Consider the following 26422-nt stretch of genomic DNA (forward strand, 5'->3'; position numbering starts at 1 on the left):
GTTCCTGGCCGGAACGGTAGCGGTACAACCTCTCGTTTCATTGCAGAGCCGTGCTGCCCGTGCCGCGTTATGGTGGCGCGTCGAGTAAGATGAGGTTTTGATGACGAACGCGCAGCGGCGTCTTTTCGGTACCGATGGCATCAGGGGTGTCGCGAACCGCGCGCCGATGGACGCGGCCACCGCCCTCCGGCTGGGCCAGGCGGCAGGCCGCTTCTTCAACCGCGGTCAGCACCGGCACCGGGTGGTGATCGGCAAGGACACGCGGCTTTCGGGCTACATGCTGGAGCCTGCGTTGACCGCGGGCTTCGTGGGCGCGGGGATGGACGTGGTGCTGCTGGGCCCGCTGCCGACGCCGGCCGTGGCCCTGCTGACGCGGAGCCTCCGGGCGGATCTCGGCGTGATGGTCAGCGCCTCCCACAATTCCTACGAGGACAACGGGATCAAGCTCTTCGGGCCGGATGGGCTGAAGCTCTCGGACGAGCAGGAGATCGCGATCGAGGCGATGATGGAGGGTGACCTCACCTCCGCGCTGGCCGCGCCGTCGAAGCTCGGCCGCGCCTCCCGGCTGGAGGGCGCGCAGGGGCGCTACATGGAGGCGGTGAAGGCGAGCTTCCCGCGCGGCCGGAGCCTGGAGGGGCTGCGGATCGTCGTCGATTGCGCGCACGGCGCCGCCTATCGCGTGGCGCCGACCGTGCTGTGGGAACTGGGGGCGGAGGTGGTGTCCGTCGGTGTCGCGCCGGACGGCTTCAACATCAACGACGGCTGCGGCAGCACGGCGCCGGGGCAGCTCTCGGCCCTCGTGCGGGAGAGGCGGGCCGATCTCGGCATCGCGCTCGACGGCGACGCGGACCGGGTGGTGCTGGTGGACGAGACTGGCGTGGTCGTGGACGGGGACCAGCTTCTCGCGGTGGTGGCCGAATCCTGGGCGGCCTCGGGGCGGCTGAACGGGAAGGGCGTGGTGGCGACCGTGATGTCGAATCTCGGGCTTGAACGCTTTCTCAACGGAAAGGGGCTCAATCTGCACCGCACGAAGGTCGGCGACCGCTATGTCGGCGAGGCGATGCGCGAGCGGGGTTGCAACCTCGGCGGCGAGCAGTCGGGGCACCTTATCCTCTCGGACCACGGCACGACCGGGGACGGGCTGGTGGCGGCGCTTCAGGTGCTGGCCGTGCTGGTCGAGGAGGGGCGCCCCGCGAGCGAGGTGCTGCGCCGCTTCCGCCCGCTGCCGCAGAAGCTGGTGAATGTTCGCCACGCCGGCGGCTCGCCACTGGAGGACGAGCGCGTCGTGGAGGCGGTAGCGGCCGCGGAGGCGGAGCTGGGATCGCGCGGGCGGGTGCTCATCCGCCCGAGTGGGACGGAGCCGCTGATCCGGGTAATGGTCGAGGCGGAGGAGAATGCGTTGGTGGAGATGCTGACGGCGCGGCTGGCCGATGTGATCCGGAGGGCAGCGGCCTCGCCCTCTCGGGTGGCGGCGGAATGAAGGGTCGCGTGCTGATCGTCGCCGGGTCCGATTCCGGCGGCGGCGCGGGCATCCAGGCGGATATCAAGGCCGTGACGGCGATGGGGGCCTATGCGGCCACCGCCGTGACGGCCCTGACGGCCCAGGACACGGAGGGTGTCCGGGCCGTGCACCCGGTGCCGCTCGACTTCCTGCAGCTGCAAATCCGCATGTCGCTCGAGGATATCGGGGCGGATTGCATCAAGACGGGGATGCTCGCGGATGCCCCGACCATCGATGCCGTCTGCGACGCGTTGGCGGGCACGGGCCTGCCGCTCGTGGCCGACCCCGTGATGGTGGCCAAGGGCGGGGCGCGGCTGCTCGACCCGGCCGCGGTGGAGACGCTGAAGCGCCGGCTGATGCCGCTGGCGGCCCTGCTGACGCCCAACCTGCCGGAGGCGGAGGTGCTGTCGGGGATGGAGATACGGGACCTTGCGACCATGCATCACGCGGCGGAGGTGCTGATGACCCTCGGCGTGCCGGCCGTGCTGCTGAAGGGCGGACACCTGGAAGGGCCGGTGGTGACGGACGTGCTGGCGACCGAGGATGGGCTGGAGGTCTTCGAGAGCCCCCGGATTGAGACGCGGCACACCCATGGCACCGGCTGCACCCTCGCCTCCGCAATCGCGGCGGGGCTGGCACAGGGGATGGGGCTGCGGGACGCGGTGGTGCGGGCGCGCGCCTATGTGGTGGCGGCAATCCGCGCCGCGCCGGGCTACGGGCGCGGGCACGGGCCGCTGGACCATGGCGTGACGGTGGACCCGGCGCGGCTGGCCGCCCTCTAGGGGCGGATCAGCGTCTGGCGGGTGGCTTCGCCCGGTTCCTCGACCCAGCCCTCGACATAGGCGACGCGCACCGCGGCCAGGCCGGCGGCGGTGATGGGGGCTGCCAACAGGATGCCGAGGATGCCGAAGACGGTGCCCATCAGCGCCTGCATGGCCAGCAGGAGCGCGGGCGGCACCTCGGAGGCCTGCTTCTGGACCATGGGCGTGAGCACGTTGCCCTCGAGGTTCTCGACCACGACGACGAGGGCGAGGACCCAGGGGACCAGGGAAGCATCAGCCGAGGCCGCGATGAGGATCGCGGGCACGGCGCCGATGAAGGGCCCGATATAGGGCATGAAGACGAAGAGGCCGGCGATGATGGCGAGCAGCCCGGCCAGCGGCACGCCCAGCAGCCAGAGGCCGATGAAGGTGAGGCCGCCGCTGACCGCCATGGCGAAGAGCTGGCCGAGCAGCCAGCCGCGCATTGCCTGGGCCATGGCGTTGAGCGTGGCTTCCGCCCGCGGGCGTAGAGCCGGGGAGAGCAGGGCGAGGGCGCCGCGCCGGTAGAGCGTGGGATCGGAACCGATATAGAGGCCGAGCAGGAGGATCAGCAGCGCGTTGCCGAGGGCGCCGAGCGTGCCGCCGACTCCGGCCAGGGCCACGTTCGCGGCGGTCTGGGCGGAGGGCTGCACCTCCTCGAAGGAGAGGTTTTGCTTCAGCCACTCGGCGCCGGGGAGGCCGTTCAGCATCTCCGTGGCCTGGCGCAGCGTGCGCGGCGCGGTCTGGCTGAACTCGCGGGCCTGGGCGGCGATGGTGTCGAAGCCGAGCCAGGCGAGCAGGCCGAGGCCGATGAGGGCGACGAGGGCCACGAGCAGCACGCCCCAGTGCGGCGCGATTCCCAGCCGTTCCGCCAGCGGCTGGCCGGCGGCGTTGAGGGCGACCGCGAGGAGGCAACCGGCGAAGACGATGAGCAGCACGTCCGGCGCGGCCCAGCCGATCAGCGCGGCGGTGGCGAGGGCGATCAGAAGGGTGGCGGTCTGGTGTCGCATCGCGGGCGCAACGGGGCGGGAGGGGGCGAGTTGCCGCCGCCCTCTTTCGCGCGCTTGACCAGCGGAACGGTCGGCGGCAAGCCCTGCCGCGACGAGGGCGCGATCGGCCGCCGAGGGGTGACGAGCATGGTTAGGACCATCGAGCTGGGCACGGCGCGGCCTTCGGTGCGGCCGGCGAACCCTTGCTTCTCTTCCGGCCCCTGCGCCAAGCGGCCGGGCTGGTCGCTCGCGGCGTTGGAGGGGGCGATGCTCGGGCGCAGCCACCGGGCACCGGGGCCGAAGGCGCGCATCAAGGAGGTGATCGACCGGTCGAAGGCGATCCTCGGCATGCCCGCGGACTGGCGGCTGGGGATCGTGCCGGCTTCCGATACCGGGGCGGTGGAGATGGTGCTCTGGTCGGTGCTGGGCGCGCGGGGCGTGGACGTGCTCGTCTGGGAATCCTTCTCGAAGGAATGGGCCACGGACGTCGTCACGCAACTGCGGCTGGCGGATGCGGTGGTGCGGGAGGCGCCCTACGGGCAGCTTCCGGCGCTCGATCCTGTCGCGCCCGATCGGGATGCCGTTTTCGTATGGAACGGCACGACCAGCGGCGTGCGGCTGCCGCATGCGGATTTCATCGCGGATGAGCGTGAGGGGCTGGCGATCTGCGACGCGACCTCGGCGGCTTTCGCGATGCGGCTGCCCTGGGAGCGGCTCGATGTCGTCACCTGGTCCTGGCAGAAGGTGCTGGGCGGGGAGGCGGCGCACGGGATGCTGGCGCTCTCGCCCCGCGCCGTTGCACGGCTGGAGGGCTACGAGTCCGGGCGGCCGCTGCCGAAGATCATGCGGCTGACGAAGGGCGGGAAGCTCATCGAGGGGATCTTCGAGGGGGATACGATCAACACGCCCTCGCTCCTCTGTGTGGAGGACGCGCTGGATGGGCTGCGCTGGGCCGAATCGGTCGGCGGGCTGGACGGGCTGATCGAGCGGTCGGAGGCGAATCTCGCGGCGGTCGACCGCTGGGTTTCGGCCAGCGGCTGGGCGGACTTCCTGGCGGAGGACCCGGCGACGCGGTCCTGCACCTCCATCTGCCTCAAGATCACGGTGCCCTGGTTCCGCGCGCTGGACGGGGCCGCGCAGGCGCGGGTGGCGAAGCGGCTGGCGGCGATCCTGGAGGCGGAGGGGGTGGCGCTCGACATCGCCTCCTATCGCGACGCGCCGCCGGGGCTGCGGATTTGGGGCGGCGCCACGGTCGAGACCGCGGACATCGAGGCGCTGCTGCCCTGGCTCGACTGGGCCTTCGCGGAGGTGGGGGTGGAGATGGCGCACGAGGCGGCGGGCTGACGCCGCTGTAACCTTTTCGCCTTTTTGCGGTTCCGCTCCGGCGTGTCCTTCCGGGGAGGAACCATGTCCAGCAGCCAGAGCACCGCCAGCTTCCAGACGAACGTGCCAAACCGGCTGGACCGGCTGCCCTGGTCCCGCTTCCACTGGCTGGTGGTGGTGGCGCTCGGCGTCACCTGGGTGCTCGACGGGTTGGAGGTGACGCTGGTGGGCTCGCTCGCCGGCGCGATCCGCGAGAGCCCGCGGCTTCAGCTGACGGAAACGCAGGTGGGGCTGACGGCCTCGGCCTATCTGCTCGGCGCCGTCTCGGGGGCGCTGTTCTTCGGCTGGCTGACGGACCGGCTGGGGCGGAAGAAGCTGTTTACGCTGACCGTGCTCGTCTACCTCGTGGCGACGATCGCGACCGGCTTCTCCTGGGATTTCTGGTCCTTCGCGATCTTCCGTTTCTTCACCGGCGCGGGGATCGGGGGGGAGTATTCGGCGGTGAACTCCGCGATCCAGGAGCTGATCCCGGCGCGGCGGCGTGGGACGACGGACCTCGCGGTCAACGGGACCTTCTGGGGAGGGGCGGCGGCCGGTGCCGCATCCTCGCTGCTGCTGCTCGATCCCGCGGTGATCGACCCCGAGCTCGGCTGGCGCCTGGCCTTCGGGGTGGGGGGCGCGCTGTCGCTCTCGGTGCTGCTGCTGCGGCGCTACATCCCCGAGAGCCCGCGCTGGCTGATGACGCATGGGCGGAAGGAGGAAGCGGAGAAGATCGTCGGCGACATCGAGGAGCGGGTGGCGCGCGAGAAGGGGCCGCTGCCGCCGGTGGTCGGGCGGCCGATCACCATCGACCCGCGCACCCACACGACACTGGGGGAGGTGGCGACGACGCTGTTCCGCACTTATCCGCAGCGGGCGGTGCTGGGCATCGTGCTGATGGCGTGTCAGGCCTTCTGCTACAACGCGGTGTTCTTCACCTACGCGCTGGTGTTGACGCGCTTCTACGCCATCCCTTCCGCACATATCGGCTGGTACATGCTGCCCTTCGCGCTGGGGAACCTCGCGGGGCCGCTGACACTCGGGCACTTCTTCGACACGGTGGGTCGGCGGGTGATGATCACCGGCACCTACGCGATTGCCGGCGTGCTGATGGCGGCGACGGGCTTCGCCTTCGCGCAAGGCTGGCTCTCGGCCTGGGAGCAGACGCTGGCCTGGACAGTGATCTTCTTCTTCGCCTCCGCCGCGGCATCCGCGGCCTATCTGACGGTCGGCGAGAGCTTTCCGCTGGAGATGCGGGCGATGGGGATCGCGCTGTTCTACGCCTTCGGCACGCTCGTCGGCGGCGTGGTGGGGCCGGCGCTGTTCGGCGTGCTGATCGAGGGCGGGGAGCGGGTGAACATCATGTGGGGCTACCTGCTGGGCGCCGCGCTGATGCTCATCGCCGCGGGAACCGAGTGGAAGCTCGGCTTCGCGGCGGAGGGCAAGTCGCTGGAGGACGTGGCGCGCCCGCTCTCCCAGGCGGCGGAATAGTCAGGCCGCCAAGCGCCCTTCCGAGGGCAGGGCGGCGGCGATGCGGGCGATGACGTCCTCCCACCGCTCCGACCGGGCGCGGCGATGCAGGCGAAGGCTGGGGTACCAGGGTGTATCCGCGCGGTCGAGCAGCCAGCGCCAGTCCGGCAAGGAGGGGAGGAGGAGGTGGACGGGGCGGCCGAGCGCGCCCGCGAGATGCGCGACGCTCGTGTCCACGCAGATCACGGCATCCATCGCCATGAGGGCGGCGGCGGTTTCGGCGAAGCTGGTCAGGCGCGGGCGGAGATCGGTGAGGCCGGGGGCGGAGGCCAGGAAGGGCTCGTCCGCCGGGCGAACCTGTGTCTGGACGAGGAAGGCCTCGACGCCCGGTTGCAGCAGGGGCGCGAAGAGGGCCAGCGGGATGGAGCGGTGCCGGTCGCCGGCGTGCTCCGGGTTGCCCGAGCAGGCGATGCCCAGGCGGAAGGCCTCGCCCGGCAGGTCATGCGCCCAGGCGGCGGCGCGCGCGGGATCGGCGCGGAGATAGGGGATGGGCGCCGGGATGCTGTCGAGCCGCGTGCCGAAGGCGAGCGGCAGGCTGAGCAGCGGGCATTGTGCGTCGTGCGGCGGGGCCTCCTCGTCGGCGCTGATCAGAGCGGCGATGCCGGGGAGGTCCGCCAGCAATGGATGGAGAGCGCGCTGGGCCTCGAGCACCACGCGTGCGCCGCGCTTGGCCGCCAACGGGATGTAGCGGGCCATCTGGATAGTGTCGCCCAGGCCCTGCTCGGCATGGAGGAGAAGGGTGCGGCCCTCCATCGCCTCGCCGGCCCAGAGGGGGGAGGCGGCGTGGCGATGGGGGCGGCAGCCCTTGCGCTGCCAGCGCCACTCGTAGCCGCGGAAGCCCTCCTCCAGCCGGCCGAGGGCGAGGGCACTGAGGGCGGTGTTCCAGTGGGCGTCGGCGTAGTCCGGGTCGATGGCCAGCGCCTCGCGGTAGAGGGCGATGGCGTCATCGTGCCGGCCGAGCCCGCGGAAAGCGTTGCCGCGGTTGAAGGGAATGCTGCGGTTGCCCGGGTGCAGCTCGGCGGCGCGGTCGAAGCAGCTCATCGCCTCCTCGAAGCGGCCGAGCTCGGTGAGGGCGATGCCGCGGCCATTCCAGGCCTGGCCGGAGGCGGGGTCGGCGTGCAGGACGAGGCGGTCCTCGGCCTCGGCCTCGGCGTGGCGAGAGAGGCGGGTGAGCACCTCAGCGCGGTTGCGGTGGCCGGCCGCGTTGTCGGCCAGCGAGAGGGCGCGCTCGGCGCTCGCCAGCGCCTCCTCATGGCGGCCGAGGTCGCAGAGGGCGGCGGTGCGGTTGGCCAGAGGATCGGCGAGCTGCGGGGCGAGGGCGATGGCGCGATCGAAGCTCGCCAGCGCCTCCTCCGGCCGGCGGAGGGCGCGGAGGACGACGCCCTGGGTGTTCAGGAAGCTCGGATCGTCGGGGCGGAACATGAGGGCGATGCCGATGCTCGCGAAGGCCTCGGTGTCCCGGTGGAGGTCGGCCAGCGCCGTCGCGCGGTTCGCGTGGGCGCTCGCGTAGTCGGGCTTGCGGGCGACGGCCATGTCGTAGGCGGCCAGAGCCTCGGCGGGGCGGTTCAGGGAGCGGAGGGCGTTGCCGCGGTTGTTGTGCAGTTCCGCCATGTCGGCGCCCAGCGCGCGGGCCTCGTCAAGCGCGGCCAGCGCCTCGGCGGGGCGGTTGAGGGCCTGCAGGGAGTTGGCGCGGCCGATGCGGGCCTCGGCGAGCTTCGGGTCGAGGGCGACGGCGCGGTCGAAGGTTTCGAGCGCCTCGGCGGGCTGTCCGGCCTCGACGAGGGCGTTGCCGAGGTTGCTGTGGACGAAGCCATGCCGTGCGTCCTCCGCCAGGGCGCGGCGGAGGAGGGGGATGGCGTCTGCCGGGTCCCCGCGCATGGCGCGGAGCAGGCCCAGCAGGTGTAGGGCCTGGAAGTGGCGCGGGTGCTCCGCCACCACCGCGCGGTAGAGGGGCTCCGCGGCCGCGAGGTCTCCCGCGCGGTGCAGGGCGAGCGCTTGGGCGGTGCGGCGCTCGGCCTCCGCCGGGCTGCTGTGCTGGGGCAAGTTCTTCGCTCCGACCATCCTGGCGGGGCGGAGTTTGCACCGGCGATGGTGAAGGTCCGGTTACCCGCGGCCCTGCCGGCCAGGCTGGTTCGACTCGATGGCGACGGCCTGCGCCGCCTCCTCGACGCGCGGCAGGCGGGGGAGGTTCGAGAGGCGGGCGAGGGTGGCGGCGCCGCCGACCGGGGCCAGTGCCTGGGCCGCGGCGGCGGTGTCGGCCCGATCGAGCGCGAGGGCCGCGCCGCTGAAGGCCCTCACGGCGACGGTCGAGGGCGTGGCGGCGGGGATGCCGAGGGCCTCGCGGAACTCGCGCCGGGCGATCTGGAGTTGCGGCAGGAGGAGGGCGTTGCGCGGGTGGGTCCAGAGGGGATCGGTTTCGGCGGCGTTGGCGAAGGCCTCGATCTGGGCGGCTGCGGTGGCGGCCGCGGCGGGGCGGCCGGCGAGCTTCGTGGTGTCGCCGTACTCGAAGGGCGCGGCGCGGGCGGGGCCGCGCAGCGGATCGGCGAGGCCGATATTGCTTACGAGGCTGCCTCCGCCGCAGGCCGTGAGGAGGAGCGGAAGGGCGAGGAGGGCGCGGTTCATGGGATCCTCTCCGGCGGGGAAGGGGCGATCAGGCTGGCGCATCGTGCTTACAACGCGCTGGCATGCGGGGAAGGGGCGGGGCTTGCGGCGCGGGGCCCCGGCTGGCATCCACCCCGCGCAAGAAAGCGCGGGCGATCCCCCCTCCAGCCGATGATCCCTTTCCGTGACTGACGACCCTCCGAACCCGGCCCTGCTGCCGGTTGGCCTCTCCGACCTGCTGCCGCCCGAGGCGGCGCGGGAGGCGGCGCTGGTGGAGGCCATGATGGCGGTCTTCGCGAGCCACGGTTACGAGCGGGTGAAGCCGCCCCTGCTGGAGTTCGAGGAGGGGCTGCTGCAGGGCTCCGGCGCGGCGCTGGCCGACCAGACTTTCCGGCTAATGGACCCCGAGAGCCAGCGGATGATGGGGCTTCGCGCTGACACCACGCCGCAGGTGGCGCGGATCGCGGCGACGAGGCTGCGGGATGCGCCGCGGCCGCTGCGGCTCTCCTATGCCGGGCAGGTGCTGCGGGTGCGCGGCACGCAGATCGCGCCGGGGCGGCAATTGCCGCAGCTGGGCGTGGAGCTGATCGGCGTGGACAGCGCCGAAGCGGATGCCGAGGCCGCGGCGCTGGGGGTGGAGGCGCTGGCGGCGGTGGGGATCGAGGATGTCGGGCTCGACATCACCCTGCCGCAGATGTCGCCGGCGCTGCTGGATGCGGCGGGGCTGGAAGGGGCGGCGCGCAACCGCCTGGCGCGCGCGCTGGACCGCAAGGACGCGGCCGAGGTCGCGCGGCTGGCCGAGGAGGCGGGGCCGCCCGCGATCTTCCTGGTGGGCCTGCTGGCGGCGGCGGGGCCGGCGGATGGCGCGCTGGCCGCGCTGCGGGCGGCGCCGCTGCCCGAGGGGCCGCGGCGGATCGCCGACAACGCGGCGGAGGTGGTCGCGGCGCTGCGGCGCCGGCTGCCGGGGCTTCGCATCACGCTCGACCCCGTGGAGTTCCGGGGGTTCCGCTATCACACGGGCGTGGCCTTCACGCTTTACGGGCCCGGGCGCACCGGGGAACTCGGGCGCGGCGGGCGCTATGTGAGCGGCGAGGAGCCGGCGACGGGGCTGAGCCTCTATCCGGACGCGGCGATGCGGGCGGCGCCTGCCGTGGCCGCGCCGCGCCGGGTCTTCCTGCCGGCGGGGCATGATCCCGCGCGCGCGGCGGCGCTGCGGCGTCAGGGGATGGTGACGGTCGCGGCGCTCTCGCCGGCGGACGGGGCGCAGGCGCTCGGCTGCACGCACGAGCTGCGCGGCAGGGACGTGGTTGAACTGGATGGCGCGGGTGCCGCGCTGGCTGTGAAGGAGTAGGGCCGTGGCCAATGTCGCCATCATCGGCGCCCAGTGGGGCGACGAGGGCAAGGGCAAGGTGGTGGACTGGCTGGCCAGCCGCGCCGACATCGTCGTGCGGTTCCAGGGCGGGCACAACGCGGGCCACACGCTCGTGGTCGGGAACCAGACCTACAAGCTGAGCCTGCTGCCCTCGGGCGTGGTGCGCGGGAAGCTCGGGATCATCGGCAACGGCGTGGTGCTGGATCCGGACGCGCTGCTCTCCGAGATCGATAAGGTGACGGCGCAAGGGCTGAGCGTGACGCCGGAGAACCTGCGGATCGCCGAGAACACGCCGCTGATCCTGCCGCTGCACCCCGCGCTGGACAAGGCACGCGAGGCGGCGCGCGGGGGCGACAAGATCGGCACCACCGGGCGCGGCATCGGCCCTGCCTATGAGGACAAGGTGGGGCGGCGCTCCATCCGGCTGTGCGATCTCGCGGAGCCGGACACGCTCTCGAAGAAGCTCGACGAGCTGCTGCTGCACCACAACTCGCTGCTCCGCGGGCTGGGCGCGCCGGAGTTCGAGAAGGCGGCGCTGATGGAGAAGCTGCTTGGCTGGGCGCCGAAGCTGCTGCCCTTCATGGAGGCGGTGTGGGAGCGGCTGGATGCCGCGCGGGCCGAGGGCAAGCGCGTGCTCTTCGAGGGCGCGCAGGCCGTGATGCTCGATGTCGATCACGGCACCTTTCCCTATGTCACCAGCAGCAACACGGTGGCCGGCAATGCCGCGGCAGGCGCGGGCGTCGGGCCGCACACGGTCGGCAACGTGCTCGGCATCGCCAAGGCCTACACGACGCGCGTCGGCTCCGGCCCCTTCCCGACGGAGCTGCTCGATGACACCGGCAAGCTGCTGGGGGAGCGCGGGCATGAGTTCGGCACCGTCACGGGCCGTCCGCGCCGCTGCGGCTGGTTCGATGCCTGCCTCGTTCGGCAGGCCGTGAAGGTCGGCGGCGTGCAGGGGCTGGTGCTGACGAAGCTCGACGTGCTCGACGGGCTGCCGGAGCTGAAGATCTGCACGGGCTACGAGATCGGCGGCGAGCGCGTGCGGCGGCTGCCGGCGGGGATGCAGGCGCAGGCGGCGGCAAAGCCGGTCTATGAGACGATCGAGGGCTGGTCGGGCAGCACGCGCGGCGCGCGTTCCTGGGGTGAGCTGCCGGCGCAGGCGATCAAGTATGTCCGACGCATCGAAGAACTGGTGGAGGCGCCGGTAACGCTGCTCTCCACCAGCCCGGAGCGGGATGACACGATCACGGTGAGCGACCCGTTCGCCGGGTAGGGGGCGCTGGTTAGCGCCTCCGTTCAGCCTTTCCGCGGGGCGCTCCCCGCAGGGGGCAGGGCGCAGCCGCCGTCACCGGGGAAGCGGCCGGGGCGGCCGGTGGGCCTGTCCATCAGCATCGCCTGACGCTCTGCCTCGGTCCGGCCGAGGCGGTGCGCGTCCGCGCGCACGGGGCGGGCCTGGGTGTTCGGCAGGGTCGGCATGCTGGGCTCCCGTTCTGTTTTCTGGCGGGGGCCTTGCATCCTGGCCCCCGAATGTTCTCTTTGTGGGCCAACGGCGCGGGCCGGGAAGAGTTACCGCCGGCCCGGGGGCGATGCCAGGGGGAATGGATGCGCACCGAGTTTACCGCGGAGCAGCTCGCCGATCCCGAGATCCGGGAGTCGAACAAGATCCTGCGGACCTGCGTGCATTGTGGGTTCTGCACGGCCACCTGCCCCACCTTCGTCCTGCTGGGCGACGAGCTGGATAGCCCGCGCGGGCGCATCTACCTCATCAAGGACATGCTGGAATCCGGCCGTGCGGCCTCTGAGCAGGAGGTGCGGCACGTGGACCGCTGCCTCTCCTGTCTCTCCTGCATGACGACCTGTCCGAGCGGGGTGCACTACATGCACCTCGTCGACCACGCGCGACACCATATCGAGGAAACCTACCAGCGGCCGCTCATGGAGCGGGCGATCCGGGGCGTGCTGGCGCTGGTGCTGCCGCGGCCAGGGCTGTTCCGGGCGGCGCTGATCGGCGCGCGGCTGGCGCGGCCGCTGCGCGGGCTGTTCGGCGGCGCCTCGATGACGGCGAAGCGGCTGCGGGCGATGCTGGACCTGGCGCCGGCCGCGCTGCCGCCCGCGGGCAATTCAGCGCGGGCGACGGTGCATCGGGCGGAGGGCCACCGCCGCGGGCGGGTCGCTCTACTGACGGGCTGCGCGCAGACGGTGCTCGCGCCCTCCATCAACGAGGCGACGATCCGGCTGCTGACGCGAATGGGCCTCGACGTGGTGGTGACCGCCGGTCAGGGCTGCTGCGGCGCGCTGACGCACCACATGGGACGGCAGGAGGGTTCCCACGCGCAGGCACGGGCCAATATCGAGGCCTGGGCAGCGGAAGCGGAAGGCGAGGGGCTGGACGCGGTGGTGATCAACGCCTCGGGCTGCGGGACCACGGTGAAGGATTACGGCCATATGTTTCGCGAGGCCGAGCCGGTGCTGCGCGACCGCGCGGCGCGCATCGCGGGGCTGGCGAAGGATGTTTCCGAGGTGCTGGCGCGCTTCGACTACGCGCCGCTGCGGGACCGGCCGGGGCTGGCCGTCGCGTATCACGCCGCCTGCTCGCTCCAGCACGGGCAGGGGATCACGGCGGTGCCGAAGACGCTGCTGGAACGCGCGGGCTTCGAGGTTCGCACCCCGGCCGAGGCGCATCTCTGCTGCGGCAGCGCGGGCACCTACAACATCCTCCAGCCGGAAATCGCGGGGCGGTTGCGGGAGCGGAAGCTGGAGAACCTGCAGCGCACGGGAGCGGACCTTGTGGCGTCCGGGAATATCGGCTGCCTGACGCAGCTCGGCGGCGACGGGCTGCCGCTGGCGCACACGGTGGAACTGCTGGACTGGATGGCCGGAGGGCCGGCTCCGCCCGCGGTGGAGGCGGCGCGGGCGCGGCGGGCCGCCGCACGAGTGGCGGCGGAATGAGGCGGCTGGTCCTTCTCGCGGTCCTTGCGGCGGGCGGGGCTGGCGCGCAGGTGCTGCCGACGCCCGGCGCGGGGCCGGGGATTGGGCCGGCCGTGCCGCCGCTCGCCAGTCCGATGCCACGCGCGGGGGCGGCCGAAGCGCGGCGGGCAGAGTTGGACCGGCTGCTGGACGCGCTCGTCCAGGCGCCGGACGAGGCCGCGGCGGCGCCGATCCAGGCGCGCATCCAGGCGCTGTGGGCCGAGGGCGGTTCCCCGGCCGTGGGGCTGCTGCTGCGGAAGGGACTGCGGGCGCTCGGCGCGAACGAGGCGGGCGACGCGGTGGAGGATCTCGACGCCGCGATCACGCTGCAACCGCACTTTCCGGAATCCTGGGTGCTGCGGGGCCAGGCCCAGGCGGCGGCGGGGGACCGGGCGGCGGCGGCCTCGGACCTGCGGGAGGCGCTGCGGCTGGAGCCGCGGCACTTCGGCGCGCTGGTGGCGCTCTCCGAGTTGCAGGAAGAGGCTGGGGATTTGGCCGGCGCGCTGCGGAGCCTCGATGCGGCGCTCGCGATCAATCCGTGGTTGCCGGGCGGGGCGCAGCGGCGGCGGGAGCTGTCACGCCGGGCCCTGGGGGATCAGACCTGAGGCATACGGGCGCAACGGCCGGATGGCCCTGTGCCCGCCCGGCGCGCGAGATGGCGGCATGAGCAACGCAGCCGAACCCCTGATCGACCATGACCCTGGCGAGGAGGCGCTGTGGGCGGCCCTGCTTCGACGGGAGCCCCTGCCCGGGCGCTTCTACGCGGTGACGACGCAGGGGGTGGTCTGCCGCCTCGGCTGCCCCGCCCGGCCGCCCCTGCGGCGGAACGTGCGCTTCTTCGGCAGCGTGGCGGAGGCGGTCTCGGCGGGTTTCCGCCCCTGCCTGCGCTGCGACCCGCAGGGGGAGAGGGCGCGGATCCATGCCGCCGCCGCCCGCGCGGCCTGCGCCGATATCGAAGCGGCCCTTGCGGAGAGCGAGGCGGTGCCGCCGCTTGCCGCCCTGGCCGCGCGCGCCGGCTATGCGCGCCACCACTTCCTGCGGCTGTTCCGCGAGATGACGGGGGTGACGCCCGCTTCCTACGCGGCGGCGCTGCGGGCCCGGCGGCTCGGCGAGGCGCTGGCCTCGGGGGAGCGCGTGGCCGATGCCGTCGCTGATGCCGGATTCGGTAGCGAGAGCCGGGTTTACGAGGACGGCGCGCGGGTGCTGGGGATGACGCCGGGCGCCGTGCGGCGCGGGGGCGCGGGCGAGGTGATCCGCACGGCCTTCGGGAGGAGCGCGCTCGGCCCCCTGATGGTGGGGATGACCGACCGCGGGGTTTGCTCGATCGAGTTCGGGGAGGACGAGGCCGCACTCCGGGAAGGGCTGGCCGCGCGCTTCCCGGCGGCGCGGATCGAGCCGGCGGACGAGACGGCGTCCGAGGCGGTGGCGCGCGTGCTGGCCTGGGTGGAGGAGCCGCGCGGGGCGCTGGACCTGCCGCTCGACCTGCGCGGCACCGCTTTCCAGAAGCGGGTCTGGGAGGCGCTCCGCCTCATCCCCACTGGCGGCACGGTGGACTACGCGGAGCTGGCGGCGCGGCTGGGGATGGCGCGAGGGGCGCGGGCCGTGGCGCGTGCCTGTGCGGGCAACGGAGTCGCGCTCGCCGTTCCATGCCACCGCGTTGTCGGGCGGGACGGGGCCCTACGGGGCTATCGCTGGGGCATAGCGCGGAAGGCGGCGCTACTTCGCCGGGAAGGGACGGGACGGGGCTGAGCTCCCGCTTTCTATTGCAGGTTAAATCTACGAGTCTCTGCGGCTGCGCTGGCTTCTCGCGCCCCCGCGCGCAGGGTTGTCCGTCTGGCGGACGAGGTCCCCTTTCGCGCTTGTTAGCCTGCCCGCCCCAAAGCTGATGCGAGTGCGCAACAGTATGAACGCAACTTAAAGAGGAAGGTGCCCGAGACGGGGTTGTAGGCGGAAAAACGTTTGGGCCTTATCACCAAGCGATCGATAAAGAGGCGTCATTACAAGGTTCTGAGTGGGCTTGGTGGCATCACGCGTTCTTGAAATGCAATTGTCGCGTGCACGAAACAGGCTCTCTCGGGGAACGTTGAACACGCGCCCGCTGCCGGGGTTCTTCCCGGCCGGTGGAGGAGGAGGAGGCGCCGGTGCTTCGGCATTCGACCTATGACGACCCGTTCCGCAGGCGCGCGGCACGGCCGAGGCGTGAGGCAGCGATCGATCGCTTCCCCGACCTCGAACTGGAGCCCTATGATCCGACCCTTCCCTGGGAACAATGGACGGAGGAGCAGCGCATGGGCGCCGCCGTCCTCAATGCCGTCCGGGCGCTGCTCCTGGTCACGGTCTTCGGCTGCGCGGCGGCCTTCGCCGTGATGCTCTGGCGGATTTTCATGACCGCCTGAGCCAGGGCCAACCGAATCTCGGTGGACGCCTCAGCGCGGCGTCAGGTTCTCAGTACCGATCGCGCTGCTGCCGACCAGGGTCCACTGGCCGGACATGCCACCATCAGGGGCAACCTCGTAGATGCTCATGCCCGGGCGGTCTCCGATGACGAAGCCGACGGAGAAGATGGGGCCGACGGACATGGCGTAGCCCTCGACCTGCGCCTGCCCGATCTGCCAGCGCACGCGCCAGGAAGCGAGGCCGACCTGCTGGATGGTCATCATGCCCGTATAGCTGGAGCCGTCCGGGTTCGTGCCGTTCACCTCGTAGCTGCCGTTCCGCTGGGCCTTGGCCGGAGAGGCCAGGCCGGCCAGGAGAAGCAGCCCGAGGGCCGGGGCCAGGAGCGCGGAGCGGAGGGAGGGCGCGAGGCGCTTCATCGGGAATTCCGTCGTTTTCAGGGCAGGCGCGCCTCTTAGCCCTCCTGCGCCGCTCATTCCACTATCGCCACGCGGAGCGCGTTGGTGGTGCCGGGGGTGCCGAAGGGGACGCCGGCGACGACCACCACCTCATCGCCGCGCGTGGCGAAGCCTTCCGCGGCGGCGGCGCGGACGCCCTTGGCGACCATGTCGCTCATGCTCGCAGGTTCCTTGCCCGGCACGGGATGCACGCCCCAGACGAGGGCGAGGCGGCGGGCGGTCTCCTCGCTGGCGGTCAGGCCGATGATCGGCGGCGTTGGACGCTCCCGTGCCACGCGCAGCACGGTGCTCCCCGTCGAGGTGAAGCAGGCGATGGCCTCGGCCTCAATTGTGGTGGCCACCTGGCGGGCGGCGGCGGCGATGGCGTCCGAGGAGGTGTGGCGCGGCTCGGGGCGGGCGGCGTCGGTCATGGAGCGCCAGCCCGGGTCCTGCTCGGTGCGGGCGATGATGCGGTCCATGATGTTCACGGCCTCGTAGGGGTACTGGCCGGCGGCCGTCTCGGCGGAGAGCATCACGGCGTCGGCGCCGTCGAAGACCGCCGTGGCCACGTCGCTCGCCTCGGCGCGAGTGGGCGTGGGGGCGCTGATCATGCTCTCGAGCATCTGCGTCGCGACCACGACGGGAATGCCGCGGGTCCGGGCGCCGCGGATGATGCGCTTCTGGATGAGGGGCACCTCCTCGGGCGGGCATTCCACGCCAAGGTCGCCGCGGGCGACCATGACGGCGTCGGCGAGGTCCAGGATCTCGTCCATGTGCTCGACGGCCTGGGGCTTCTCCATCTTCACCATGATCCAGGCGCGGCCGGCGGCGATCTCCTTCGCCTCCGCCACGTCCTCGGGGCGCTGGACGAAGGAAAGGCCGATGAACTCGACGCCCTGCTCCAGCACGAAGGCGAGGTCGGCGCGGTCCTTCTCGGTCAGCGCGGGGATGGGGAGTGCGACGTCCGGCACGTTCACGCCCTTCCGGTCCGAGAGGGCGCCGCCGACGAGCACCTCGGTTTCCAGATGGTCCTCCCGCTGACGGGTGACGCCTAGGCGGAGCTTGCCGTCGTCCAGCAGGAGGCTGGTGCCGATACGGGCGGCGGAGATGATCTCGGGGTGGGGGAGCTGGACGCGGCGGACGTCGCCGGGAACGGGGGAGAGGTCGAGGCGGAAGGGCTGCCCGGGCTGGAGCTGCACGCGCCCGCCCGCGAACTTACCGACGCGGAGCTTGGGCCCCTGCACGTCCGCGAGGATGCCGATCGGGCGGCCGGTGCGGCGCTCGAGGTCTCGGATGGTCGCGATCCGCGCCGCGTGGTCGTCATGCGAGCCGTGCGAGAAGTTGAGGCGGAAGATGTCGGCGCCGGCGCGGAAGAGGCGTTCGATCACCTCCGGGCTGCTGCTGGCGGGACCGAGGGTCGCGATCATCTTCGTGCGGCGGCGGCGGCGGATGGCGATCTTGGGGGCCAAGCGGGGCGCTCCTGCAGGGGCGGCGGTCGGGAGAAGGGTGTCGGGGGCGACCTCCATGATGCGGGCCACCTCCTCCACCCGTTCGGGCGGGATGCGACGCCACTGCGAAACGGCGGCGGTGGAGATGCCGAGGCCGGTGGCGATGCGGGTGACCGCACCGCGCCGGGCGAGAAGGGTTTCGAGAGCTTGGTCGCGCATGCCACGAAGTTAGTGATGTTAAGCTGTCTGCGCGAGGGAGTGGATGACCTTAGTTTTGTTAAGGATTTGGGAAGGCGGGCATTTCCCTGCGCGCTGGGAGCCGGGAGAAAGCCCCACGGCTCCCAGGCTCTTTCTTCAGGCGGCGGATGCGCCCGACCGGCGCTTGCGCACCATGGCCAGGCCGAGAAGCCCCAGACCGAACAGCGCCATTGAGGCGGGTTCCGGCACGGCGACCGGGCCAATGCTGCCGAAGGCGATATCGCTGACCGCGTTCGACCCGAAGCCACCCAGGAAGGTGGCCGCACCGGTGGCCAGGTTGATCGTGTAGAGGCCGGTTCCACCGGTCAGGCTGGTGAGCGAGGCGAGGGCCTGGCCGGAGAGGCCGTCGATGTCGAAGCCGATGCCGCTGGAGGAGAAGCTCAGGCCGAGCGAGCCGATGGTGCTGAGCGTGCCGTTGTTCGGCGGATTCTGGAGGACCAGGGAACCCGTCGCCGCGTCGATGCCGTAGAGCATGGTGGCGGTGACCGTGCCCGGAACCTGGTTCGTATAGGCGACTGCCGTCATGTTCGGGTTGGCGCCGGCATTGGCGTCGGCTGGCGCGTAGGCGAGCGTCCCGTCGATGGTGGTGGCGCCGGTCGTTGGGTTCACGCGCAGGTTCTGGTCGGTGGCGGTGACGACGCGGATCGCGTCGGGCACCGGGTTGAAGGCCATGCCGAAGTCGAGGTTGCCGCTGTTCACGGGAATGCCGGGCCCCGCCACGCGCGTCGCCGCCCCGCTGGCGGTATCGATGGTGAAGAGGCCACCGGACTGGCCGATCGCGTAGAGCTGCCCGTTGGAAGGGCGCACATCGATGCCGCGGATGGCCTCACCATTCAGGCCGCTGATGCTCAGCGTTGAGGTGACGGCGGATGGGGCAGCCGAATCGAAGCCGATGAGGGTGTTCGACCCGGCCAGGCCGATGATCGGCGCGGCGGTGGCGGCGGAACCGGTCGCTGTCAGGACGAGGAAGGATCCGAGGGTCAGCGCATGGCGGAAGGAGGGTGCCCGGACGGAACGCGTGAGTCTCGACGGATGCATGGTGGTGCCTCTCGGTTGTCGGCAGCCGGGTTCGGCCCAGGCTGCTCGGCAGGCCTTGCAGCAAACACTGTGCCTGAAATTAAAAAACTGTAATTGCGTGATATAATCATTCATCTCCTGCGAGGTGTTAATTTTCCTGACAGAAAAGAAAACATTGAATGCGCCGGCGTTACGTCCGGATGCGACACGAAATTATCAAATTGGTGCGGAATTAGCGAGTTGTAGCAGGAATTTCCGGAAATTCTTCGGCCTGGCTGCTTGGTATCTTTTCCGTGCAGCGAAGATCTGATGGGAATGCAGCACGGTTTTTACAAAAAGCTATCTGTGCTGCGAAAATTGCAGCTCGTTCATGTTTCGAGCGGGCGGAACCCTTGCGCGTGGGTCGGAAACAATCTTCCGTGCAGGGGCGTTCCGAGCAGGAATGGCCCCGCGCAACAGGCTGGCTCAGGGACGGGCTGCGGCCGGGGTTCCGGCGATGATAACGGCGCGGAAGTCGTTCACGTTGGTCAGGGTCGGGCCGGTGACCACGAGGTCGTCCAGGCCGGAAAAGACGTCATGGCTGCGATGGGCGAGGAGCGCCCCGCGTGGATCGATGCCGGCGGCGGTGCTGCGGGCGAGGGTGTCGGGGCCGGCAACGGCGCCCGCGTTGCTCTCCGAACCGTCGATGCCGTCCGTGTCCGCCATGAGGGACCAGATGCCGGGGTGGCCGGCGAGCGCCACGGCGAGGCCGAGCAGGCATTCGCCGTTGCGGCCACCGGCGCCCTTCGCCTCGCCGAGGGTGACGGTGGTTTCGCCGCCGGAGAGGAGGACGGCCGGGGCGCGCAGCGGGTGGCCGTGGGCCGCGACGGAGCGGGCGATGCCGGCGAGAAGGGTGCCGGCCTCCCGCGCCTCGCCTTCCAGGGCATCGCCGAGGATGAGGGGGGTGAGGCCGATGGCCTCCGCCTCCTTCGCGGCGGCCTGGAGGGCCATGAGGGGGGTGGCGATGAGGCGGTACTCGGCGCGGGCGAGGCGGGCGTCGCCGGGCTTGGGGGTTTCCTCGGCGGCGGCGTCGAGATGGGCACGGACATGGTCCGCCAGCGGGATGGCGTAGCGGGCGACGATCCTCTGCGCGTCGGCGAAGCTGGTGGGGTCGGCCACGGTGGGGCCCGAGGCGATGGCGATGGGGTCGTCGCCAGGTACGTCGGAGATGGCGAGGGTCACCACGCGCGCGGGGTGGGCGGCGGCGGCGAGGCGGCCACCCTTGATGGCCGAGAGGTGCCGGCGCACCGCGTTCATCTCGTTGATCGTGGCGCCGCAGGAGAGGAGGGCGCGGTTGACGGCCTGCTTGTCCGCCAGCGTCAGCCCGGGGGCGGCCAGGGGCATGAGGGCGGAGCCGCCGCCGGAGATGAGGGCGAGGACGAGGTCGTTCTCGGTCAGGCCCTGCACCATGGCCAGGATGCGGGCGGCGGCGGCCTCCCCGGCGGCGTCGGGCACGGGGTGGGAGGCCTCGACCACCTCGATGCGTGCGGTGCGGACGGCGTGCCCGTACCGGGTGACGACGAGGCCGGTGAGGGGGGTGTCGGGCCAGGCGGCCTCCACCGCCGCGGCCATGACGGCGGCAGATTTTCCGGCGCCGACGACGATCACGCGGCCGCCGGAGCCGAGGGCGGGTGGCTCGGGCAGGTGGGCGGCAAGGATGGTGCGGGGATCGGCGCTGGCGATGGCGGCGTCGAGCAGGCGGCGGAGCGCGGCGCGCGCCGCGGTGTCGTCCCAGTTCCCGGGTTGCGCGTCCATGCTCTCTCTCCTGGCGTCGGCGGCATCTTCACCGGGCGGGCGGTGCGGGCAAGCCCACCGGGTGAAATGGCCCGCGGGCTTGCCGCGAGGGCGGGGCTGTGGAATTCGCTGGGGGAAGCGGCCCCGCCGCGCCGAACAGGAAGAGGAAGGCCCAGGAACCATGCGACGCCACCGGATCGCCGCCATCCCCGCTGACGGCATCGGCAAGGAGGTCATCCCCGCCGGGTTGCGCGTGCTGGAGGCTCTGGCCAAACGGGACGGCGGCTTCGCCTTCGATGTCGAGACGCTGCCCTGGGGCAGCGACTACTACCGCCAGACCGGCGCGATGATGCCGGAGGACGGGCTGGAGACGCTGCGCGGCTTCGACGCCATCTATTTCGGCGCGGTGGGCGACCCGGACCTGCCGGACAGCATCACGCTCTGGGGTTTGCGCCTGAAGATCTGCCAGGGCTTCGACCAGTACGCGAACATCCGCCCGACACGGGTGCTGCCGGGGCTGACGAGCCCGCTGCGCGCGGTGGAGCCCGGCGACATCGACTGGGTGATCGTGCGGGAGAACTCCGAGGGCGAGTATGCCGGCCACGGCGGCCGGGCCCATCGCGGGCATCCGGAAGAGGTGGCGACCGAGACCTCCATCTTCACCCGCGCGGGGGTGGAGCGGATCATGCGGGTGGCCTTCGACATCGCGCGCGCGCGGCCGCGGAAGCTGCTGACGGTGGTGACGAAGTCCAACGCCCAGCGCCACGGCATGGTCATGTGGGACGACATCGCGGCCGAGGTGGCGAAGAACTACCCGGACGTGACCGTGGAGAAGGAGCTGGTGGACGCGATGGCCGCGCGGATGGTGAGGAAGCCCGCGAGCATCGACACGGTGGTGGCGACCAACCTGCACGCGGACATCCTCTCGGACCTCGCGGGGGCGGTGGCAGGGTCGCTCGGCGTGGCGCCGACGGCGAATCTCGATCCCTCCCGCCGCGCACCCTCGATGTTCGAGCCGATTCACGGCTCGGCCTTCGACATCATGGGCAAGGGCATCGCCAATCCCGTCGCGACCTTCTGGACGGGGGCGATGATGCTCGAGCACCTCGGGGAGCCCGCGGCGGCGGCGGCGCTGATGACCGCCGTGGAGCGCGTCTGCGCCGACGGCGTGTTCACGGCGGATCTCGGCGGCACGGCGGATACCGAGACGGTGACGCGGGCCGTCGTCGCGGCGATCGAGGGCGCGAACAAGGCGGGGTGAGCGGGCGCGGATGGGGCTGACGCCCGGCGCGGGGCGGTCCACACTCCCCGGTAACGAAGAACCGGGAGAGACCATGTCCAAGCTGCCCCGCCGCGCGATCTTCGCGGCACCGCTGGTGCTGGCGCCGCCGGCCGTCCGCGCGCAGGCCCAGGCGTTTCCTAACCGGCCGATCACCGTCACCGTGCCCTTCACGGCGGGCGGGCCGACCGATGTCATCTCGCGCCTCGTGGCGGAGGGGATGGCAAAGGACCTCGGCCAGACCGTCGTGGTGGAGAACGTGACGGGGGCGGGCGGCACGATCGCCGCCGCCCGCGTCGCTAATGCCCGGCCGGATGGCTACACGCTGCTTTCGCACCACATCGGGCACGCGACGAGCGCGACGCTTTACCGGACGCTGCCCTACAACGTGGAGACCTCCTTCGCGCCGCTCGGCCTCGTCTCGGACGCCGCGATGACGATCGTGGCGCGGCCGGATTTCCCGGCGAACGACCTCGTGGGCTTCATGGCCGAGGTGAAGCGGCAGGGCGACAAGCTGAACCTCGCGCATTCCGGGCTGGGCGGCGCGAACCAGCTCTGCGGGATGCTTCTTCAGCATGCGGCGGGGACGGCGCTGACCACCGTGGTGTTCCGCGGCTCCGCGCCCGTACTGACGGAGATGATGGCGGGGCGCATCGACGTGTTCTGCGATCAGGCGACGAACACGGCGCCCTTTATCCGCGACAACCGGGTGAAGTCCTACGCGGTGACGCTCGACCGCCGGGCGGAGGGGCTGGACCTTCCGACGACCGCGGAGGCCGGGCAGCCGGCGATCGCGATGAGCACCTGGCACGGGCTCTATGCGCCGGCGGGCACGCCGGAGCCGGTCCAGGAGCGGCTATCGGCGGCGATCCGCGCGGCGCTGCGGGAGGAGCGGCTGAAGCAGCGCTTCGCGGAGCTGGTGACGGAGGTGGCGACGCCCGAGCAGGCGACGCCGGCCTTCCACCGACGGCACCTGGCGGCGGAGGTTGCGCGGTGGCGGCCGATCATTCAGGCGGCGAATGTCTATGCCGACTGAGGCGCGGCCGCTCACGGGCGGCTGCCATTGCGCGGATTGCCGGCGGGCGGCCGGGGCGCCGATGGTCGCCTGGTTCAGCGTGGCGCCGGAGGATTTCCGCGTGGTGGCCGGCGAGATGCGGCGCTACGCCTCAAGCGCGCGGGCTGAACGCGGGTTCTGCGGGGATTGCGGCACGGCGCTGACCTATGCCGCGCATGATTCGCCGGGCGAGATCGACGTGACGACCGCGAGCCTGGATGATCCGGCGCTGATGCCACCGGAGGACCATGTGCAGTTCGGTTCGCACCTGCCCTGGGTGGTGCCGGGGGATGGGCTGCCGAGGTTCCGGGGGAGCCGGGCCGAGGGGCAGCGCGAGGAGTAGCGCGAGCGCGGCCGCGTCCCCATTTCGATGCGGACCGAGGAGGTTCCGACATGACCGAGATCGACGACAAGACGCGCACGGAGCTTGAGGCCGCGGCCTTCCGTCGGCTGGTGGAGCACCTGCGCGAGCGGACCGACGTGCAGAACATCGACCTGATGAACCTCGCCGGTTTCTGCCGGAACTGCCTCTCGCGCTGGTACCGCGAGGCGGCGGAGGGGCAGGGGATCGCGCTGCCCGATCCGGAGGCGCGGGAGATCGTCTACGGCATGCCCTACAAGGAGTGGCAGGCGAAGCACCAGCGCGAGGCGACGGCCGAGCAGAAGGCGGCTTTTGCCGCGGCAAATCCGGGGCACTGAGCGCGCGTGACAGCGGTGATCGCGAGCCTGACGCTGCCTTTCGATCAGGTCTTTGACCGCGGGTTCCGCGGGCCGCTCATCAAAGGGCTGCTCGGTGCGGTGCTCGCGCTGGCGGGACTCATCTGGCTGTCCTCCTGGGGCGTGGCGGCGCTGGCGGGCGGGACAGGGTGGCTGGCGACCGCCGCGGAGGTGCTGGGGGGCGTGGCCGCGCTGTTCGCCGCCTTCTGGCTCTTCGTGCCCTTCGCGCTGGCCATAGCCGGGCTGTTCCTCGACGAGACGGCAGCGGCGGTAGAGCGGCGGCACTATCCGGGGCTGCCGCCGCCGCACGGGGCCTCGCTGGCGGCGCAGGGCGTGTTCAACGTGACGCTGGCGCTGAAGGTGCTCGCGCTGAACATCGTACTGTTGCCGCTCGCGCTGCTGGTGCCGTTCGTGGGCGGCGTGCTGCTCTGGCTCGTGGCGGCGATCTCGCTTGGGCACGGGCTGTTTGAGGGGGTGGCGCAGCGGCGGCTGACGGTCGCGCAGGCGCGGGTGCTGCGGAAGCGGCGCGAGTTCTCCGTCCTCGCGGTGGGTGCCGTGATGGCGGCGCTGGCGGTGGTGCCCTTCGCAAACCTGCTCGTGCCGGTGCTCGGGACCGCCGCGATGACGCATCTGCTGCACCGGGGGGCGGATGGGCCCGTGGCCTGAGCGCCACGCCGTTCCCGAAGGGTTCCCTCCGCGCGCCGGGGGGCATTGAGGCGGGCAGGGAGGAAGGGGTAAGACCCCCCGCTCCACCCGAGGGGGGAATGGTGGATCGGCGGAATACCGCCGGCAGCCCCGCCGCGCCGGCTCGCGACCGAACCCCCTTATCGCCTTCCGACCAGAAGCACCGAGAGATCCATGTCCGACGTACCCTTCGACATCGACGATGAGGCTGCCGCGAGCCGTGAGAGGCAGAAGGCCGATCCGGACCCCGACGTGGGCGGCATCGCGGCCGACCGGCTACGCTCGATCATCGAGCGGGTGGAGCGGCTGGAAGAGGAGCGCAAGGCGCTCGCCGACGACATCAAGGACATCTTCATGGAGGGCAAGAGCGCCGGCTTCGACGTGAAGGTGATCCGGCAGATCATCCGCATTCGGAAGCAGGAGCCGGCGGAGGTGGAGGAGCAGGAGACGCTGCTCGACCTCTACCGCCGCGCGCTCGGCATGTGAGACGGCCGCTGCTCCGGTCATCTCGCCGGGGCAGCGATCCGCGCGGAGGGCGATGCCTGGAAAGGCGGCGAGTCCTTCGCCCAGCGCCGGTGCGCTGATCATCATACAAGGTTCATGGCGTTATTTTTCAGGGGCTTGGCGTCCAGATCGGCCGTCGCGGTCCTGATCCCCGTGTGGTGCAACGATCCCGCGTCTGTCACCTCTCCGCCCCATCGCTGATCGGGCGATAACGGCCTCCGGGCCGCGAGCGAGGTGCTGATATGCGATTGATTTCACTCCACACTGCTCTGCTGGCCCTTGGCGGCCTGGCCTGCGCCACCTCGGCCGGCGCGGCGCCGCTGCTGCTGGCGACGGGCACGCTGACCGGAAGCGCGGCAGGCGCGAACGCCGACCTTTCGGGGCTGACGGGGACGCTCGAGAACGGCCTGCCCGCCAATATCCTGGGCGGCACGGGCTCGGGCATCGCCTATGCCGGCGGGAACACCTTCATCGCGGTTCCGGACCGCGGGCCGAACGCCACGCCCTATGCCTCCGGCGTGGACGACACCGTTTCCTACGTCCCGCGGTTCAACACGATCACCATGAACCTCGCGCCGGCGACGAGCGGGAGCCTGCCTTTCGCGCTGACGCCGACGCTGCAGTCTACGACGCTGCTCTCGAGCCGCACGCCCCTCGCCTACGGCACCGGCGCGGGCATCGCCACGAACAGCGGCGCGCCGCTCGGCTCGGGCGTGCCGGCCGGGAACACGCCGACGGTGAACTACTTCAGCGGGCGGTCGGACAATTTCGATCCGGCGGTGCCGAATTCGGGGAACCCCAACAACGCGCGACTTGATCCCGAGGGCGTGCGTGTTTCGAACGATGGCCGGAGCGTCTTCGTCTCGGACGAGTACGGCCCCTATGTCTATCAGTTCGACCGGCAGACCGGCGAGCGGATCCGGTCCTACGCGCTGCCGGCCAATCTCGACGTGTCCAACCTCAGCCCGGTCGGGCAGACGGAGATCGATGGCAACCCCGTCGGGCGCGTCGCCAACAAGGGGATGGAGGGGCTGGCGATCACGCCCGATGGCAAGACCCTCGTCGGCATCATGCAGGCGGGGCTGGAGCAGGACACCGCCAGCCCCAAGCTGCTCCGCATCGTCACCGTGGACGTCGCCACCGGCGCGACGCACGAGTACGGCTATCTTCTCCACGGCGGCAGCGGGGTGAGCGAGATCGTCGCGATCAACGACCACCAGTTCCTGGTGGACGAGCGCGACGGGAAGGGGCTGGGCGACAACTCGAATGCCAAGGTGAAGACGGCCTACGAGATCGATCTCGCGGGCGCGCAGGACATCACGGGCCTGACGGGGAACGCGGCCGCGGCTCTTGCGGTGCCGTCGCGGCAGGTGGCGGACTTCGTGTCGCTGCTCTCGAGCCAGCTCGGGCTCACGCCCGCGCAGATCCCGTCGAAGATCGAGGGCTTCGCCTTCGGGAGCGACGTTTCCTACAACGGCTCGACCCTGCACACGCTCTATGTCGCGAACGACAACGACTTCCTGCCGGGAAGCTCGGGGCCGAACACGTTCTACGTCTTCGGCCCGACGGACGCGGACCTGTTCGGCAACTTCGTCCAGCAGGGCTTCACCGCCGTACCCGAGCCGGCCTCGCTGGGGCTTTTCGGGATCGGTCTGGCGACGCTGCTGACCACGCGCCGCCGGCAGCGTCGGGAGGGCTGAACCGGGCCTCGCCGCCGCCCGCACAGGGCGGCGGC

At 71.6% G+C, this 26422-nt stretch carries 25 protein-coding genes; 17 read left to right on the forward strand and 8 right to left on the reverse strand.

Going from position 1 to position 26422, the window contains the following annotated elements:
* Positions 1-100 precede the first annotated feature (100 nt).
* Positions 101-1480 carry a phosphoglucosamine mutase gene (gene glmM, locus BO39_RS01335; RefSeq protein ID WP_043829214.1) on the forward strand — a complete coding sequence of 460 codons (1380 nt, stop codon included), beginning with the start codon at positions 101-103 and terminating at the stop codon, positions 1478-1480.
* Complete coding sequence (gene thiD, locus BO39_RS01340; RefSeq protein ID WP_043829216.1) at positions 1477-2283, forward strand: bifunctional hydroxymethylpyrimidine kinase/phosphomethylpyrimidine kinase; 807 nt, start codon at positions 1477-1479, stop codon at positions 2281-2283. Before glmM ends, thiD begins: the two co-directional genes overlap by 4 nt.
* Here the strand turns inward: thiD and BO39_RS01345 are convergent.
* Positions 2280-3311 (reverse strand): AI-2E family transporter, encoded by a 1032-nt coding sequence (locus tag BO39_RS01345; RefSeq protein ID WP_043829218.1) that lies wholly within the window; start codon positions 3309-3311, stop codon positions 2280-2282. The two genes, thiD and BO39_RS01345, sit on opposite strands and share 4 nt — an antisense overlap.
* A 126-nt stretch (positions 3312-3437) precedes the next feature.
* Here BO39_RS01345 and BO39_RS01350 point away from each other — a divergent pair, with 126 nt between their 5' ends.
* Both BO39_RS01350 and BO39_RS01355 read left to right on the forward strand, forming a co-directional pair.
* Positions 3438-4634 carry a phosphoserine transaminase gene (locus tag BO39_RS01350; protein ID WP_043829751.1) on the forward strand — a complete coding sequence of 399 codons (1197 nt, stop codon included), beginning with the start codon at positions 3438-3440 and terminating at the stop codon, positions 4632-4634.
* Positions 4635-4697: 63 nt separating this feature from the next.
* Positions 4698-6143: an MFS transporter gene (locus tag BO39_RS01355; RefSeq protein WP_043829220.1), complete on the forward strand. Its 1446-nt coding sequence runs from the start codon at positions 4698-4700 to the stop codon at positions 6141-6143.
* On the opposite strand, the gene BO39_RS01360 is transcribed toward BO39_RS01355, so the two are convergent.
* The gene (locus tag BO39_RS01360; RefSeq protein WP_052401286.1) at positions 6144-8225 is read right to left on the reverse strand and encodes a tetratricopeptide repeat protein; all 2082 of its coding nucleotides are present in this window, start codon (positions 8223-8225) and stop codon (positions 6144-6146) included.
* A gap of 60 nt (positions 8226-8285) precedes the next feature.
* Positions 8286-8804, reverse strand: a complete 519-nt coding sequence (locus tag BO39_RS01365) for a hypothetical protein (RefSeq protein WP_043829222.1) — start codon at positions 8802-8804, stop codon at positions 8286-8288.
* Positions 8805-8967: 163 nt separating this feature from the next.
* On the opposite strand from BO39_RS01365, the gene BO39_RS01370 reads away from it, so the two are divergent.
* Both BO39_RS01370 and BO39_RS01375 read left to right on the forward strand, forming a co-directional pair.
* Complete coding sequence (locus tag BO39_RS01370) at positions 8968-10134, forward strand: ATP phosphoribosyltransferase regulatory subunit (protein WP_043829224.1); 1167 nt, start codon at positions 8968-8970, stop codon at positions 10132-10134.
* A 4-nt stretch (positions 10135-10138) separates the two neighbouring features.
* A complete protein-coding gene (locus BO39_RS01375; protein ID WP_043829226.1) occupies positions 10139-11428 on the forward strand; it encodes an adenylosuccinate synthase in 1290 nt (429 codons plus the stop codon).
* A 23-nt stretch (positions 11429-11451) separates the two neighbouring features.
* Here BO39_RS01375 and BO39_RS01380 read toward each other — a convergent pair whose 3' ends face one another.
* The gene (locus tag BO39_RS01380) at positions 11452-11631 is read right to left on the reverse strand and encodes a hypothetical protein (protein ID WP_043829228.1); all 180 of its coding nucleotides are present in this window, start codon (positions 11629-11631) and stop codon (positions 11452-11454) included.
* A gap of 126 nt (positions 11632-11757) precedes the next feature.
* Here BO39_RS01380 and glcF point away from each other — a divergent pair, with 126 nt between their 5' ends.
* The 4 genes from glcF (at position 11758) to BO39_RS01400 (ending at position 15518) form a co-directional block, all read left to right on the forward strand.
* Positions 11758-13104, forward strand: coding sequence for a glycolate oxidase subunit GlcF (gene glcF, locus BO39_RS01385; RefSeq protein ID WP_043829230.1), 1347 nt, complete (start codon positions 11758-11760; stop codon positions 13102-13104).
* Positions 13101-13727, forward strand: coding sequence for a tetratricopeptide repeat protein (locus BO39_RS01390; RefSeq protein ID WP_052401287.1), 627 nt, complete (start codon positions 13101-13103; stop codon positions 13725-13727). Before glcF ends, BO39_RS01390 begins: the two co-directional genes overlap by 4 nt.
* 58 nt (positions 13728-13785) lie before the next feature.
* The gene (locus BO39_RS01395; protein WP_043829232.1) at positions 13786-14871 is read left to right on the forward strand and encodes a methylated-DNA--[protein]-cysteine S-methyltransferase; all 1086 of its coding nucleotides are present in this window, start codon (positions 13786-13788) and stop codon (positions 14869-14871) included.
* Positions 14872-15263: 392 nt separating this feature from the next.
* A complete protein-coding gene (locus BO39_RS01400; protein WP_156963368.1) occupies positions 15264-15518 on the forward strand; it encodes a hypothetical protein in 255 nt (84 codons plus the stop codon).
* 30 nt (positions 15519-15548) lie between these two features.
* Here BO39_RS01400 and BO39_RS01405 read toward each other — a convergent pair whose 3' ends face one another.
* The 4 genes from BO39_RS01405 to BO39_RS01420 form a co-directional block, all read right to left on the reverse strand.
* Positions 15549-15935 carry a hypothetical protein gene (locus BO39_RS01405; protein ID WP_052401288.1) on the reverse strand — a complete coding sequence of 129 codons (387 nt, stop codon included), beginning with the start codon at positions 15933-15935 and terminating at the stop codon, positions 15549-15551.
* Positions 15936-15988: 53 nt separating this feature from the next.
* A complete protein-coding gene (pyk, locus tag BO39_RS01410; protein WP_408735152.1) occupies positions 15989-17620 on the reverse strand; it encodes a pyruvate kinase in 1632 nt (543 codons plus the stop codon).
* A gap of 135 nt (positions 17621-17755) precedes the next feature.
* Entirely contained in the window at positions 17756-18697 is a 942-nt protein-coding gene (locus BO39_RS01415; RefSeq protein WP_052401289.1) for a DUF4394 domain-containing protein, read from the reverse strand.
* 444 nt (positions 18698-19141) lie between these two features.
* Positions 19142-20470: a glycerate kinase type-2 family protein gene (locus BO39_RS01420; protein WP_043829236.1), complete on the reverse strand. Its 1329-nt coding sequence runs from the start codon at positions 20468-20470 to the stop codon at positions 19142-19144.
* Positions 20471-20630: 160 nt separating this feature from the next.
* On the opposite strand from BO39_RS01420, the gene BO39_RS01425 reads away from it, so the two are divergent.
* From BO39_RS01425 to BO39_RS01455, 7 genes are all read left to right on the forward strand, one after another.
* Positions 20631-21710 (forward strand): tartrate dehydrogenase, encoded by a 1080-nt coding sequence (locus tag BO39_RS01425; protein WP_043829238.1) that lies wholly within the window; start codon positions 20631-20633, stop codon positions 21708-21710.
* Positions 21711-21783: 73 nt separating this feature from the next.
* Complete coding sequence (locus BO39_RS01430; RefSeq protein ID WP_043829240.1) at positions 21784-22764, forward strand: tripartite tricarboxylate transporter substrate-binding protein; 981 nt, start codon at positions 21784-21786, stop codon at positions 22762-22764.
* Positions 22748-23125, forward strand: a complete 378-nt coding sequence (locus BO39_RS01435) for a GFA family protein (protein WP_084697748.1) — start codon at positions 22748-22750, stop codon at positions 23123-23125. The genes BO39_RS01430 and BO39_RS01435 overlap by 17 nt, the downstream gene beginning before the upstream one ends.
* A 50-nt stretch (positions 23126-23175) precedes the next feature.
* Positions 23176-23481 (forward strand): DUF1244 domain-containing protein, encoded by a 306-nt coding sequence (locus BO39_RS01440; RefSeq protein ID WP_043829244.1) that lies wholly within the window; start codon positions 23176-23178, stop codon positions 23479-23481.
* A 6-nt stretch (positions 23482-23487) separates the two neighbouring features.
* A complete protein-coding gene (locus tag BO39_RS01445) occupies positions 23488-24165 on the forward strand; it encodes an EI24 domain-containing protein (protein ID WP_043829246.1) in 678 nt (225 codons plus the stop codon).
* Between the two features lie 192 nt (positions 24166-24357).
* Positions 24358-24669 carry a DUF2312 domain-containing protein gene (locus BO39_RS01450; protein WP_043829248.1) on the forward strand — a complete coding sequence of 104 codons (312 nt, stop codon included), beginning with the start codon at positions 24358-24360 and terminating at the stop codon, positions 24667-24669.
* Positions 24670-24929: 260 nt separating this feature from the next.
* Positions 24930-26387: an esterase-like activity of phytase family protein gene (locus BO39_RS01455; RefSeq protein WP_043829250.1), complete on the forward strand. Its 1458-nt coding sequence runs from the start codon at positions 24930-24932 to the stop codon at positions 26385-26387.
* Positions 26388-26422 lie beyond the last annotated feature (35 nt).

The organism is Roseomonas aerilata DSM 19363 (assembly GCF_000711725.1).
Lineage (GTDB): Bacteria > Pseudomonadota > Alphaproteobacteria > Acetobacterales > Acetobacteraceae > Roseomonas > Roseomonas aerilata.